14 protein-coding genes and 1 tRNA gene are annotated in these 13,939 nt (G+C 71.4%); 4 read left to right on the top strand and 11 right to left on the bottom strand.

The genetic code is table 11. From position 1 onward, the window contains the following. Positions 1-18 precede the first annotated feature (18 nt). Both ACZ7MG_RS15460 and ACZ7MG_RS15455 read right to left on the bottom strand, forming a co-directional pair. Positions 19-1,446, bottom strand: a complete 1,428-nt coding sequence (locus tag ACZ7MG_RS15460; RefSeq protein WP_471380307.1) for a hypothetical protein — start codon at positions 1,444-1,446, stop codon at positions 19-21. A gap of 110 nt (positions 1,447-1,556) precedes the next feature. Then, on the bottom strand, positions 1,557-2,399 hold the full coding sequence (locus ACZ7MG_RS15455; RefSeq protein WP_471380309.1) for a DUF4097 family beta strand repeat-containing protein: 843 nt from the start codon (positions 2,397-2,399) through the stop codon (positions 1,557-1,559). A 150-nt stretch (positions 2,400-2,549) separates the two neighbouring features. Here ACZ7MG_RS15455 and tnpA point away from each other — a divergent pair, with 150 nt between their 5' ends. The 3 genes from tnpA (at position 2,550) to ACZ7MG_RS15440 (ending at position 4,472) form a co-directional block, all read left to right on the top strand. Next, a complete protein-coding gene (gene tnpA, locus ACZ7MG_RS15450) occupies positions 2,550-2,978 on the top strand; it encodes an IS200/IS605 family transposase (protein ID WP_471380311.1) in 429 nt (142 codons plus the stop codon). After that, positions 2,975-4,183, top strand: coding sequence for an RNA-guided endonuclease InsQ/TnpB family protein (locus tag ACZ7MG_RS15445; RefSeq protein WP_471380312.1), 1,209 nt, complete (start codon positions 2,975-2,977; stop codon positions 4,181-4,183). Before tnpA ends, ACZ7MG_RS15445 begins: the two co-directional genes overlap by 4 nt. Positions 4,184-4,400: 217 nt before the next feature. Then, positions 4,401-4,472 (top strand) — tRNA-Val (locus ACZ7MG_RS15440). A gap of 232 nt (positions 4,473-4,704) precedes the next feature. On the opposite strand, the gene ACZ7MG_RS15435 is transcribed toward ACZ7MG_RS15440, so the two are convergent. The 4 genes from ACZ7MG_RS15435 to ACZ7MG_RS15420 form a co-directional block, all read right to left on the bottom strand. Continuing rightward, a complete protein-coding gene (locus ACZ7MG_RS15435) occupies positions 4,705-4,881 on the bottom strand; it encodes a hypothetical protein (RefSeq protein WP_471380314.1) in 177 nt (58 codons plus the stop codon). Then, positions 4,878-5,096 (bottom strand): hypothetical protein, encoded by a 219-nt coding sequence (locus ACZ7MG_RS15430; protein ID WP_471380316.1) that lies wholly within the window; start codon positions 5,094-5,096, stop codon positions 4,878-4,880. Before ACZ7MG_RS15430 ends, ACZ7MG_RS15435 begins: the two co-directional genes overlap by 4 nt. Before the next feature lie 286 nt (positions 5,097-5,382). Then, positions 5,383-6,633: a helix-turn-helix domain-containing protein gene (locus ACZ7MG_RS15425; protein WP_471380317.1), complete on the bottom strand. Its 1,251-nt coding sequence runs from the start codon at positions 6,631-6,633 to the stop codon at positions 5,383-5,385. Between the two features lie 182 nt (positions 6,634-6,815). Further along, entirely contained in the window at positions 6,816-7,043 is a 228-nt protein-coding gene (locus ACZ7MG_RS15420; protein WP_471380318.1) for a DUF2277 domain-containing protein, read from the bottom strand. Between the two features lie 175 nt (positions 7,044-7,218). On the opposite strand from ACZ7MG_RS15420, the gene ACZ7MG_RS15415 reads away from it, so the two are divergent. Continuing rightward, positions 7,219-7,545, top strand: coding sequence for a hypothetical protein (locus ACZ7MG_RS15415; RefSeq protein WP_471380319.1), 327 nt, complete (start codon positions 7,219-7,221; stop codon positions 7,543-7,545). A gap of 98 nt (positions 7,546-7,643) precedes the next feature. Here the strand turns inward: ACZ7MG_RS15415 and ACZ7MG_RS15410 are convergent, their stop codons facing one another. The 5 genes from ACZ7MG_RS15410 to ACZ7MG_RS15390 form a co-directional block, all read right to left on the bottom strand. Beyond that, entirely contained in the window at positions 7,644-8,249 is a 606-nt protein-coding gene (locus tag ACZ7MG_RS15410; protein ID WP_471380320.1) for a DedA family protein, read from the bottom strand. 156 nt (positions 8,250-8,405) lie between these two features. Next, on the bottom strand, positions 8,406-8,858 hold the full coding sequence (locus ACZ7MG_RS15405) for a DoxX family protein (protein ID WP_471380321.1): 453 nt from the start codon (positions 8,856-8,858) through the stop codon (positions 8,406-8,408). Between the two features lie 86 nt (positions 8,859-8,944). Next, positions 8,945-11,122 carry an FAD/NAD(P)-binding protein gene (locus ACZ7MG_RS15400; protein WP_471380568.1) on the bottom strand — a complete coding sequence of 726 codons (2,178 nt, stop codon included), beginning with the start codon at positions 11,120-11,122 and terminating at the stop codon, positions 8,945-8,947. A gap of 268 nt (positions 11,123-11,390) precedes the next feature. After that, on the bottom strand, positions 11,391-13,034 hold the full coding sequence (locus ACZ7MG_RS15395) for an alkaline phosphatase D family protein (protein ID WP_471380323.1): 1,644 nt from the start codon (positions 13,032-13,034) through the stop codon (positions 11,391-11,393). A gap of 86 nt (positions 13,035-13,120) precedes the next feature. Beyond that, positions 13,121-13,765, bottom strand: coding sequence for an HNH endonuclease family protein (locus ACZ7MG_RS15390; protein ID WP_471380324.1), 645 nt, complete (start codon positions 13,763-13,765; stop codon positions 13,121-13,123). Positions 13,766-13,939: the final 174 nt, after the last annotated feature.

Genomic DNA, 13,939 nt, shown 5'->3' with positions numbered 1-13,939 from the left:
CCGGCGGGACCGGGCGGCTCAGGTCGCGCCCGCGCCGCGCTCCTTGCGGATCTGGTCCACGACCCCGGCCACGTTCTGCCGTACGGCCTCGGTCTCGGTCAGGAAGTGCCAGTAGTCGGGGTGGCGGCCCTCCAGCGTGGCGATCGCGCGGTCCAGGCGGCCCACGGAGTCGTCCAGCGGACGGGCGTGACGCGGCTCCGGGGTGGAGCGGCCCGTCATGGCCAGCCGCTGGGCGTCCCGGATCGCGAACCGGGTCCGGTCGATCTCCTGCTGGGGGTCCTTCTGCACGGCGTTCAGCCGCCGCAACCGGTCCCCGGCGGCCGAGACCGCCTCGTCGGTGTGGTTCAGCAGCGCCCGCACCGTCGACAGCAGCGCGGTCGCGTCCGGCCAGCGCTGGGCGTCCCGCGCGGCCCGCGCCTCGCGCAGCTTCAGCTGGGCCTGCTCCACGTCCCGCGCGGCCTGGTCCGGCACCTGCTGCAGGTCCTGCCAGCAGGACGCCACGAACCGCCGCCGCAGCTCGCTCAGCACCTGCGGCACCTGGCCCGCCCGGGTGCCCAGCGCCTCCGCGCGGGTACGCAGCGACACCAGCCGGTGGTCGATCTCGGCGGCCCGCTCCGGCAGCCGCTCGGCCTCCGCCCGCACCGCCTCCGCCTCGCGCACGACGCGGTCGGCCCGCTCCAGCGTCTCCCGTACGCCGTGCTGCCCCGCGCCCTGGTTCAGCTTGGTCAGCTCCGGCGCGAGGGCCGCGAGCCGGGCGGCGAGATCGTCGGCCTTCAGCCCCGAACCCCGTACGGCGTCCAGCGCGTCGGAGGCGGCCAGCAGGCCCTGCCGGGCGCGCTCCACCGCCGGGACCAGCCGGGCCAGCTGGGTCTCGGCCTTGCCCAGCAGCGGCCCGAGCCCCTGGGCGAACCGGTCCAGCTCCTGCTTGACCCGCCCCAGCTCGTCCTTGGCGGCCGTCAGCTCGGCCCGGGCGCGGGCGGCCGCGGACGCCTCCAGGTCGTCCCGGTCCAGGTCATGGGCGTCGACGGCGTTGATGTACTGGTGGCTGACCTCGTCGATCCGCCGGCCCAGCGCCTCGAAGCGGTCGGCCGTCTGACGGGCGCCGGGGGTGTCGTCCACCGCCGTGATCGTCTCTATCGAGATCCGCAGATCCCGCTGCGCGGTGTCCAGCTCGTAGAACGCGGCCGCCGCCGCGTCCTTCGCCGCCTGCGCCTCCGCCCGCTGCCCCTCGGCCCGCCCCCCGAACCACCGCCGCGTCCCACCCCCGGCGAAGGCCGCGGGCAGCACGAGGGCGGCGAGCAGGGGGAGCGCGAGCAGGGTCACGGCGTCGCGGGCGGGGGAGCGGTGCGGGGGGCTTGGGGGCGTGGATGGTCGTGGTGCGCGGCTGTGGGTGTGGTGTGCGCTCGGCGCACTCGGCGTGTACGGCTGTGCTGGTGTCGCCGTCACATCCCTCTCCCGTGCTGTCATCCGCCCTGACCGGTGCCATTCTCCCACCGGTCAAGGACGAAAACACGGGTCGATCGGTTCGGGCTTCCCGGATGACTCCCCGTCCACGCTCAGTCCACGTTCCGCACCGTCACCGAGCCGTCCTGGGTGTGGGCGGTCACCACATGCGCGCTGCGCTCGTCACGCGGCACCGACACGTCCACGGCACCGTCGTCGCTGCCGGTCTCGACCCGGTACGACGTGTCCCGCGGCAACGCGATACTGATCGAGCCGTCGTCGCTGCGGGACTCCACCAGGTCCGGGACGACGCCGAGTTCGAGCTTCACCGAACCGTCCTTCGTGTTCACCTTCACGCTCCGCGACGCGATGCCGAGCGCCCGCACGGAACCGTCGTCGGTGTGCACCTCCAACGGCCCGGTGGAGTCGGCGACCCGCACGGCACCGTCGGCCGACCGCACCTCCAGCGATTCCGCGAAACCCTCGGCGGTCACACTGCCGTCATCGCTCGTCACGGCGACGGCGACCCCGCGCGGCACCTCGATCCGGTGCTTCGCCGCACAGTCGGCGACCATCCCGGAGCACTCCACCCGCAGCTTCAGCCGGTCGTCCTTCATCTCCCAGGTCACCCGGGGCTTCCCGCCGACCATGACCCGCCCTTCGAACCACCGGGTCACCTTCACCTCGTCCACGTCCGCCGGGACCAGGTCCAGCGCGGAGTCGTCCGAGTCGACCGTCAGCGTCCGGCCGTCGAGCGCGAAGCTCCGCCGCTCCGGGTCCCGGTCCTCCCCGGCGTCGGCCCCACACGCGGCGACGGACGCCATGAGCGCGACGGCGAGACCGGCGACGCCGACCGCTCCCGTGCGTGACCTGCGCGTCGTACGGGCCGAGCGTGCGGTGCGGGCCGTACGCGTCGTACGTGGCGTGCGTGCCGTACCGCGAGCTGTGCGTGCCATCAGGACCTAGCCAGGGCACGCCCCGCTTCAGCGGGGTGGGGAATGGCTTCTCTGGGCTGCTCTGCCCTCAACTGGGTGCATGGATGTGCACTGTTCACCTGGGTCCACCTTTCTGCCGCACTAGACCTGCAGCGTGTGTATAGTGATCGCATGGCTGTGACCAGGAAGGTTCGCCGATTCTCCGGCGGCGTGTACGACCTCGGGCTCCACGTGGTGTGGTGCCCGAAGTACCGCCGTCCGGTCCTCGGCGGCCGGGTCGCGGAACGACTGGACGAACTGATCCGGCAGAAGGCCGACGAACGCGGGTGGGAGATCATCGCCCTTGAGGTGATGCCCGACCACGTCCACCTCTTCGTGAAGCACGACCCGAAGTCGTCGGCCTCGTACGTGGCCAACCAGTTCAAGGGCTTCACCTCCCACGTGCTGCGCGAGGAGTTCCCGCACCTGAAGTCACGGATGCCCACGCTGTGGTCGTCGTCGTACTTCGCTGCCTCGGTCGGCGCCGTGTCGGCAGCCACGGTCGAGAAGTACATCAACACCCAGTGGGAACGCCCGTGGAAGAAGGGGGACGGCTCGTGATCCGCGCGTACAAGTTCCTCCTGCGCCCCACGGCCCGCCAGACGGCCACGCTGGGCGAGATGCTGCGAGATCACTGCTCGCTGTACAACGGCGCCCTGCAAGAGCGGCGCGACGCCTACCGGCACACCTCGAAGACGAGCATCAAGTACGGGGACCAGTCTGCGCAGCTCAAGGAGATCCGCGCGTTCGACCCGGAGCGTCAAGGGCGCTGGTCGTTCTCCTCGCAGCAGGCCACCCTGCGCCGTCTCGACAAGGCGTTCCAGGCGTTCTTCCGCCGCGTCAAGGCCGGGCAGACACCGGGCTACCCACGCTTCAAGGGCGTCGGCCACTTCGACACCGTAGTGTTCCCGAAGGACGGCGACGGCTGCCGCTGGGACTCCACCCCCCACGACCCCGTCACCCGCGTGCGGCTGCAAGGTATCGGACACGTCCGCGTGCACCAGCACCGGCCCGTACCGGGCCGGGTCAGGACGATCTCGGTGAAGCGCGAAGGCAACCGCTGGTACGTCGTCCTCGCCTGCGACGAAGTGCCCGCCGAGGAACTGCCACCCACCGGTGTGGTCGTCGGTATCGACATGGGCGTCGCCCACTTCCTGACCACCTCGGACGGCAAACACGTCGCCAACCCGCGCTTCCTTCGAGCGATGGCCGACGAACTGGCCGAAGCGCAGCGGCACCTCGCGACGTTCCCCGAGCGAACCCGGCAGCGCACCAAAGCACACCGGGCCGCCGCCCGGAAGGTCGCCAAGCTGCACGGCAGGATCCGGCGGCAGCGCGCCGACTTCCACCACAAGACCGCACGCACGCTGGTCCGTGACCACGACGTGATCGCGCATGAACGGCTGAACACAGCGGGCATGGCCAAGAGCCCCGCCCCCAAGCCCGACCCCGACCGGCCCGGCGGCTTCCTGCCGAACGGCGCTGCCGCGAAGGCCGGGCTCAACCGCAGCATCCTCGACGCGGGTTGGGCGCAGTTTCTCGGAATCCTGGCGAACAAGGCTGAGAGTGCCGGTCGCCTCGTGGTCCCGGTGGACGCGCGCAACACCTCTCGCACGTGCCCCGACTGCGGGCATGCCGCGAAGGAGAACCGCATCACCCAGGAAAGGTTCCAGTGCACGGCGTGCGGGTTCGCGGCGAACGCGGACCACGTCGGCGCGACGAACGTCCTCAACAGGGCCGGGCTGGTCCTCTGCACGGCGGCCTAGCCACCGACGCAGGAAGCCCGCGCGTTTACGCGTGGGTGGAGTCACGACGATCTCCCCCTGGGGCCTGGCCCCGAGCTGTCCTCCGGTGTTCTTCGACCGTACGGAGCAGGGGAGTTCCGGGGGATCCGGGCCGCCCCCGGATCAGGGATGGGGGAAACCCCCGGTTACCGGTTTGCCGGGCACCGCCCAGCGCAATGTAGGCTGTCGAGGCGCACTCGGGCGTGTAGCTCAGGGGTAGAGCGCCTGCCTTACAAGCAGGATGTCGGCGGTTCGAAACCGTCCATGCCCACCGGGACCTAAAAGGCCTGGTCATAGGCCACATGACGGCCCTCCGAAGTGATCTTCGGGGGGCCGTATTCGTGCGCGGAATCCACATGAAGTCCACATGCGGTGCGCATCTGGACTGTGTGCCGCGAGCCTGCCACCTCGGGGGTCGTGGCGGCGGGCTCACCCAGGCCGCCCCTTGCAGGGCACGGGGCGGCCACCTCGTACGCCGGAGGTACCGGCCGACGTCGAGGGGATCAGACGGGCAAGGGTCTCCGGGCCGTGCGCCGCACCTGGCGGTACTCCTCAGCCAGGGCGTCCAGCTTCGGGCACTGGCCGGTGGACTTCCCGTCCTTGTCGCGGAACGCCCGGCAGTCCGGGCATCCGGCATGCGCGAGCAGCGCGTCGTAGGCGGCCTGCACAGGGAGTATCACAGGCGCTCACCTCGCGACCGGGCGTTGGCCGCCGCCACGCCCGCGCGTAGGGCTTCGTGCGGGGTGAGCGGACGGAGTCGGTCCGGCTCGGCGTCGCACTCCACCCCTCCGCCGATCGGCCGCAGTTGTACGTAAGGGCCCTCGAACCCCATGACCTCGCCGACCTGTCGGCGGGCGGTGTCCTCGACGGTGTCGCCGAGGGCGGGCCGGCGCATGGTCACCGCCTCCGCTTCCGGCGGGGCAGTTGAGGGTGGTGGGCGCGCATGAGGACGTTGCAGTCGGAGACCCGCGACCAGTCCCCCTCGGTCTTCGCCACTGCCCGATCCTCGGCCAGCCCTCTGCACCGCTCACAGTCGGCCGGCGGGACCGCGTCCACGGAGGGGAACAGGTCGTTCAAACTTATCGAGTGCATGACGCCTCCACGGCCACGGTGATCCGTCTCACACCGTGACCGTATGGCTACCCGTACCCGACCGCCGACCGGAATCCGGTCGGTACCGCTCAGGCAGCCAGGATTCCCACCTCCGCCGCCAACTCCGCCGCACGTCGACGGCGCCGAGCCTGCGTCGACTCCACCTCTTCCAGGATGATCCTGCGGGCGTAGCCGTTGTAGCGGATCGTCTCCGGTGCCGCCCTGTGCGCCTTCACCAGCGTCGCGATCGCGACGTCCGGCTGCCCGTCCAGCTGGAACGCGCGCGCTTCCTCGATCCGGTGCCGGGCCCGGCGCGGGTGCGAGGGGATCGTCGACTCGTCCGCGCGGGCGGCCTGCCGCACGGATTCGCCGCCCTGGTGCAGTTCGACCGCCACGGTGACGGCGTGGGCGCCCATGATGGCCTGAGAGAACGACGTGATGGGGTGGTAGTAGTGGCCGGGCAGGCGGGCTGCCATGGCGTTGGCCTTGTCCCAGTGTCTCCACGCGGTGCCGGTCTCTCGCCTGCGGGCGGCGGTGTAGCCGAGTTCGAACTCCAAGGCCCCGGCGATGGCGAGGACATCATCATCAGCATCGGGCAGCAGCGGTTCGAGGAAGCGGACGGCCTCCAGGTTGATGGCGTCGGCGGCGTCGAAGTGGTGGCGGCCGGAGTCTCGGTGGGCCTGCGCCAGCAGCCAGGCGGCGACGCCGATGGCGTGTGGGTCGCCGGAGTCCTGGGCGGCGACCATGCCTCGTTCGGCGACCCGCCATAGAAGAGAGCTGTCGGGCTGGTACGCGATGAAGAACTGGCTGAGGCTGTACGTCTGCGCGAGGAGGGCCTGTGCGGCCCGGCGCTCGTTGCCGGTGTCGGCGTGCCGGGCGAGGGCCTGCGCGTCGCGGACGAGGTCGGGGAGCAGCTTGCCGATGACCTCGCGGTGGTTCTTCGCCGCGTGCCTTGCCTTCCATGCGGCATGGAGACGGGCTTCGAGGTGGGCGATGGGGGGTGGCTCGACGTCTCCGGACAATTGGAACGAGTCGATCGCCGCCTTCACCTGCGCGAGGCGGGGATGGCCGGGGCCGATGAAAAGGTCGACACGCATGTCCGGGCGGCCTGTCAGGTCGGAGAGGTCTCGTACCCGCAGGGCCTCGGCGATCAGCAGCACCCGCTGGAGGTCAGGGGCTTTCTGCTGTCCGTTCTCGATCTTGCGCAGGGTGTGAGGAGAGACGCCGATCAAGTCGGCGAGTTGCGCTTGGGTCAAACCACGGCGCTCGCGGAGGATCTGCACCCGCTGGCCGAACTTCAGCGGGTCGGCGTACGGGTCCGGGGTAGCAGCGGCTGGCATGGTCTCGCCCCTCTCTGCACAGCTTCGTCACTGGCAGGGTATGGGGCGAGACCCTTTTCGTGTCGGCGTCCGGGAATGACGAAGCGCCTTGGAACCGTGGGTGTGGTCCCAAGGGGATGGATCGGGCTGGGTGCCGCACAGACGGCCCCGAGGGCATGGCTGCCCTGTTCCCCTGGACGCTCCTACCCGGCCCGCCGCGTGGCTCCCCGGACCTCCAACCCGTCCAGCAACTCGGCCGTTGCCGCCGCGATCGCGTCCACCGCCCGGTCGAAGACCTCGCGATTGTGTGCGGCGGGTGCGCGGAACCCGGACACCTTGCGGACGTACTGAAGCGCGGCGGCCCGAATATCGTCCTCGGTGGCTTCCTCGGGGAGGACGGGTGGGCGAAGCGTCTTGATACTGCGGCACATACCCCCAGTCTCGCGCATCCTGGCCGACCTCGACCTCGACAACCGTGTGCAGATCGCCCCCCTCGCCTTCCTTGCCCTTCTTGTCCACCGCGCCGACCTCACCTGACCCGCCGGGCCCGACCCCGTTCACAGAAGGAACTCGCATCCCAAATTCGAACAGGCGTACCATTGCCGCGTGGCTGAGACCTATGACTTCCCCAGTGACCTCCTCGCCGGTCAGGAGGAGCTGCATCAGGTCCGGGCCGAGCTGCTGGCGCTGCTGAAGCGACTGCCCTGGTCGGTCGAGCCCCTGGACGGATTCAGTGACGACCACGGCTGGCGGAAGATCGAGCGCCCCGCCTCCCCGGGCTGGACGCCCGACGAACAGGCCGAAGTCGAGAAACTCCGTGAACGGGAGCGCGAGTTGGCGGTCTTCGTGAGCTGCCACCGCTACTGGGCGGAGGTCGCCACGGAAAAGAAGGTCGAGGCCCGTACCCACCTGAAACACGTCCATGAGTCCTGAGACGGGTACGGCTCGTGGGTGCTGTCGGTGGGTGCTGTCGAGGGCGCGAGGGCGTGCGCCCCTTGACGTCTGCGGCTTCTTTCGCGCCGCGTCCCCGATCAGTGGGGCTGGGGCCGGCGCATGAAGTACGCCGCCGCCGCGCCCGCGCCGAAGAGCGCGGCCAGGGAGACCGCCGTTGCCAGCCACGTGGGGCCGAGCCAGTGGGCGCCGACGTAGCCGAGGGCGACGCTGTACGCGGCCCAGGCGAGGCCGGCTACGGCGGACCAGGGGAGGAAGTCGCGGGCGCGATGGCGGGCCGCGCCGGCGCCGAGGGAGACGACGGAGCGGCCGGCGGGGGCGAAGCGGGCGACGACGACCAGCAGGCCGCCGCCCCGGGCGAGCGTGGCGCCGAGACGTTCCTGCGCGGTCGTCAGCCGGCGCGAGCGGGCGATGGCGCGGTCCAGCCACGCGCTGCCCCGCCAGGCCAGCCGGTACGCCACCAGGTCACCGAGGACGGACGCGGTCGCCGCGGAGAGCATCAGCACCAGGATGTCGGGGACCTCGCAGGCCACACCCGCCGCCGTCTCGGCCGCCGCGGCCGTGGCCACGGCGACGACCAGGACACCGCTCGGGAGCACCGGGAGGAACACGTCCAGCACGATGGACACGCCCACGACGGCGTAGATCCATGGGCCGGCGGCCAGCCAACCCAGACTCTCAAGCACCGAGCACTCTCCTGTTTTTCCCCCGACAGCACGGCGACCCGTGACAGCCGAACAGCGTACGCCCCGGGTATGGCAGACGGCTCACAGGGGCTCATGTGTCCGTCATGCCGTGTTCATTCGGGCAACAGGAGAGGGCGGGCGGGCCGCCGGGGCGTGTCAGGCCGCCACGGGGGACTTGCTCGGGGTGCTGCCCGCGGACGCGGACTGGCGCTTGGCGAGGAACTGGTCCAGGCCGAGGGCGCCGGAGCCGGTGAAGATCAGCAGGAACATGGCCCAGCAGTAGAGGGCCGCGCCCTCGCCGCCGTTCTCGACCGGCCACAGGGCCTGCGGCTGGTGGACCTTGAAGTACGCGTAGGCCATCGCGCCGGAGGCGATGAACGCCGCCGCGCGGGTGCCGAGGCCCAGGAGGACCAGGGCGCCGCCGACCAGTTCGATGACGGCCGCGTACCAGCCGGGCCAGGTGCCGGTGGCGACGGTGCCGCCCTGGCCGTCCGCGCCGCCCAGGACGCCGAAGAGGCTCCTGGCGCCGTGGCAGGTGAAGAGCAGGCCGATGACGATGCGGAACAGTCCGAGGGCGTATGGCTGGGCGCTGTTGAGGCGTCCGGTCATGGTGGGGGACTCCTTCGGTAGTGACCCGGTCCTTGTGGGACCGGTGGGGACGGTTATTACCGATGAGTCACCCACGTTAGGCAGACCTAATCGATGCTTGCAAGTTCAACATCTAGCCAGCTCTTTGCCTGCGCTTGGGGCGAGTTCGCTGGTGTCGTCGCACGTAGAACCGCTCGCGCCACCGCATCCGCGTCCGAAAGTGTGACCGAATCCACCCCTGGGCGCGCGCCCGCCGCCGTCACCCAGTGCACGCCTTCCGTCGGAACACCGAACGCGAACCGCCGTGCGTGTGCGGCACCTTGACGGTCTATCAGGTGATACGGCCGTGGTGTCACGTCCAGTCCGCCCGTCTCGTACCCGTCCGTCCGGTGCGGCCGGCATTCTCCCGCCGCCAGCAGCCCGGCGAGCAACTCGTCGGCCGTTCTGCGCAGGTCCGGCTCCGGGAGGCGGGCCTCGACCACCGTCGTCACCCGCACCGCCGACCCCGGTACGTCGGGCGAGCGCGCCAGCCACGCCCCGTCCGCCGGGTGCACCTCAAGCCGTGGGCCGAGCACGGTCAGTACGCCCGCCTCGATCAGCGCGGCCATCTCCTCGATACGGCTGCGGGGCGGGCCGATCGACAGGAACGCGTTCAACGGCGTGTACCAGCGGTCCAGATGCTCCCGGCGCGACGCCCCCGCCAGCCCGCCGTGGTCCACGATCAGCCGCAGCTCGTTGCGCAGGTCCCGCAGCACGTCCAACGCGGCCTTCAGCGGCCCCTCGACGTTCCCCAGCGCCGCCTGCGCCGCGTCCTCCCGCAGATACCCCAGCAGCCACCCCCGCCACTCCGCCGCGTCCGCGAACTCCCGCCCCGCGTACGGCCGCGAGACCCGGTCCCACGACCACCGGTCCGCCTCCGCCACCCCGAACTCGTCGAGGACGGCGCCCTCTTGGGGAGACTGATGGGGGGCGGCGAGGAAGCGGTCACGAAAGGAGAGAGGGGAGGAGAGAGAGGAGGAAAGAGGGGAGGAAAGAGGGGAGGAGGCAGGGGAGGAGAGGGGGTCGAGGGAGGGGGCGTGAGGGGTCGGATCGACGAGGGCTTCGCCGAACAGGTCGCAGTGCGGGACGCGGAACGGGGCGGGCGGGGAGTGGTCCGGTGAGCCGGCTTCTCGGCCGTCACCCGGGGCGACGCGAGGGCCGGTGTCGTCCGTCCCCCGGACGGCCGTCGAGGCCGTCGAGGCCGCCGCCCCCAGCAACCCCTCGTAATAGACCGTCTCCACCTCCTTCGCGACCAACGGCCATATCTCCGCCAGGAAGTCGGGTGCCTCGCCGGAGTCCGCGCGTTTGCGGAAGGCGGCGATGACCTCGGGGGTCAGGACGAGCGGGGTGTGGCGGCCGTAGGGGCCCTTGGCGTTGTCGCCGCGTGCCTGGTACGGGACGCCGCGCCGGGAGCCGGCGTACAACCGGGGCTCGTGGCCGGAGGGGACGTACCTCAGGCGCCCCTTCCCGCGGGCCCCCTCGGTGTCGTGGACGAAGCGGCCGCCCCGGCCGGTCGTCAGCAGGGCCATGTGGTCGAAGAAGTTGAGGCCCAGGCCGCGCAGGAGGACGGGTTCGCCAGGGGGTACGGGGGAGAGGTCGAGGTCGGCCGGGTTGGCGGGCGGGAAGTGGCGCAGGCCGTGCCGGGCGGCGTACGCGGTGAGGTCGCGTTCGGTCCGGTCCGGGAGGGTGGGGAGGTGGCCCTGGGTGAGGACCACGGCGGCGAGGCCGGTCAGGACACGGCCGTCGGCGAGCGTGAGGCGCTGGCCGCCGTCGGGGGTTTCGTCCAGGCGGACCGCGCGGGTGCCGTGCACCTCGACCCGGATCCCGGGCGGCGCACCTCGCACCACCTCGGCGAAGACCCACTCCAGATAGCTGCCGTACCGGGCCCGGGTCGGATAGTCGTCGGGCCCCAACTCCGGTGCGCCGCCCGGTACTTCGGGCTCCCGGGCCGCCGCCCACTCGTACAGGCTCGGGCCCGGCCGTATCGGGCCCGAGCAGTCCACGCTGTCGTCGGTGAAGAGGGTGACCTGGGAGGCCACCGTGTTCATCAGCAGGTGGGGGGACTGGGCGGTGCGCCAGACCTGGCCGGGGCCCGGCGGCGCGGGGTCGACGACATGGACGGTCAGCCGGGTGCCGGGGGCGAGCAGTTCGGGGGCGGAGGCGCAGAGGCGTTCCAGGACGCTGGTGCCGCGCGGGCCGGCGCCGACGAGAGCGACGCCGATGTCACCGCCGATGCCACTGCCCATGTCAGTGCCGGTGTCGCTGCCTATGTCACTGATCCCTGGAAAATCGGACAAGGGGGTAACTCCCGTGCGTGTGGGGCGCATCGTGGGGCGCGGTGCGGCGAACCGCCCGCCGGGAAGCGGACGGTCCGCCTCATCATGCCGCCGTACGTCACGGGATCGGAGCCCTGGGAGCATTCAGGGGCGCCAGGTGTGGGATGCCTCACGAGCATCTCGGACAACAGGGGTCACAAGGGGCAGCAAGGGGTGACAACCGTGCGCAAGGGGTGGATCAGGGACTGAGTGTCGACTCCGATCTCGTCTCCAGACGGGCCTTGCCGCCCCGCCGGGCCCGCGCGAGGTCGAGCCGCAGTCGTGCCGAACGGCCGTGCAGCGTCAGCGTCATGAGGTGGTTGCCGAACCACGGGCCGCCCGTCCTGCGCCAGTCGATCAACGGCCGCTCACCCCGCCCGTGCCGCCCGAACCACCGGCCGAGCGCCCGCCCCGTGCCGCTCCAGCCGAAGCGGAAACCGAGCCTTATCGAGAGCGGGATGGAGTTGTGCACGGGGGAGCAGGTGAGCTGGAGCACGCGGGCGTCCGGCCCGCTGCCCGGCCAGGACGGTTCGGCGACGTACGCGTGGTGCACGTCGCCGGAGAGCACGAGGACGGTCGCCGGGGCGTCGGTACCCGAGCCCGTCTCGGCGATGAGCCGGGTCAGCGACTCGAAGGAGGCGGGGAAGGCCGCCCAGTGCTCCAGATCGGCGCCCTGCCGCAGCTTCTCCCCGAACCGCGCCCAGCGGTCCCCGCGTTCGCCCCGGCAGAGGGCGGCGCTCCAGGACTCGGCGTCGTGCACCAGGTGCGGCAGCAGCCAGGGCAGGGAGGTGCCGATGAGCAGATGGTCGTACGAGCCGGGCGCGTCCCGTGCCTGGTCGCGCAGCCAGCGTTCCTCGCCCGGGTTCAGCATCGAGCGGTTGCCCTCGTCGAGGACGCGCGCGGCCCGGGTGTCGAGCATCAGGACCCGTACCCGCCCGAAGTCCCGCCGGTAGCTCCAGCTGACCGACGCCGGGTCCTGGTCGGCCCGGGAGGCGTGGGCGCGCAGCGCGTCCGTACCGTCCGGGGTGGCGCTCACGGCGGCGAGGACCGGGTCGGCGGCGAGTTCGGCGGGGGAGAGATTGCCGAGGTGCTGGTGGACCCAGTACGACATCAGGCCGCTCAGGATGCGCTCGCGCCACCAGGGGGTGGCCCGCATGCCGTCGAGCCAGGCCTCGCTGGTGTTCCAGTCGTCGATGACATCGTGGTCGTCGAAGATCATGCAGCTGGGGACGGTGGAGAGCAGCCAGCGGATCTCCGGGTCGAGCCAGGACTCGTAGTAGAGGTGGGTGTACTCCTCGTAGTCCGCCACCTGGTCCCCCGGCGGGTCCGCCAGGTTACGGCGGGCGGCGAGCCAGTGGCGGGTGGCCTTGGAGGTCTCGTCCGCGTAGACCTGGTCGCCGAGGAGGAGGAGTACGTCGGGCCGCTCGGTCCCCGGTTCGGCGGCCAGCCGGGCCGCCAGCGTGTCCAGGGCGTCCGGGCCCACCGGATCCGGTTCGCCGGGGGGCGGCGCGGCCCAGCGGCAGGAGCCGAAGGAGACCCGGACGGCGTCGCCCTCGGCCGGGGTGCGGATCTCGGAGGGCGGGAACGGCGAGTCCGGCGGGGGCCATACGGGGGTGCCGTCGAGGAGGACCTCGTACGGCGAGGCCGTGCCCGGGGCGAGGCCCGTCACCGGGACGAGCGCGTAGTGGTGGCCGGCGATCTGGAAGGTGCGGGCCTCGCCGCGGCCGCCGCCGCCGTCGGCGCAGCGCACCTCGACGGCGCAGGGACGGCTCGCCTCGACCCACACGGTCGCGGACGAGCCGTCCACATATCTCAGCAGTGGTCCAAGACGCAGCCCCGCCATGAGCGATCACCCTCCTCCGTCGACCCGTACGGTACGGAACGACGGAGGGGAACGGGGAGGTTCCGGAGCAGTTTTTCGCGGGAGTGTCAGCAGTTCGCGAGGTAGCTGGTGAGGGCGCTCTTCTCGGCGGAGTCGACGGAGAGGTCGTAGTAGTACTTCACCTGGACCCAGGCGCGGACGTACGTGCAGCGGTAGGACGAGACCGAGGGCATCCACTCGGCGGGGTCCTGGTCGCTCTTCGACTGGTTCACGTTGTCGGTGACGGCGATGAGCTGCGGGCGGGTCAGGTCGTTGGCGAACGCCTGGCGGGTGGCGCTGCTCCAGGAGTCGGCGCCGGAGTCCCAGGCCTCGGCCAGCGGCACCAGGTGGTCGATGTCCAGGTCGGAGGCGGCGGTCCAGGTGGCGCCGTCGTACGGGGAGTACCAGGTGCCGCTGGTGGCGGCGCAGGCGGAGCTGGTGACGACGTTCGAGCCGTCGCGCTTGAGGACCGTCTCGCGGGTGTTGCAGGTGCCGCTGATGGTGATCCAGTGGTTGAACAGGTCCCGGTCGTACCCGGTGCGGTCCTCGGCGGCGACGGTGAGGGTGGCGAGGTAGGAGCGGGCGGTGGACGCGCTGATGGGGGTCGGCAGCGCGGCGGAGGCGGTCGGGGCGTTGAAGAGGGCGACGGAGGCTATCAATCCGCTGAGCGCGGTGAGTATGCTGAGCCGTCGACGCGCGTAGAACCTGCGCATGGGAACTCCTTGTGGGGCCGGGGGTGTTGGGGCGCGAGCGATTGAAGGGTCGCGTCGTGGTGTTACCGGCGGATGTGCGTTGGGTGAGAAGCTAGTGACGTGTGCATGACACGACAAGGGGTGCGGTCGTGATTGTGGCCGGGCGGGGGTGGGGGTTCCGCCGGGGGCTCCGCC

The organism is Streptomyces sp. NPDC107538, from assembly GCF_055657445.1.
This window is presented reverse-complemented; position numbering and strand designations above follow the sequence as displayed.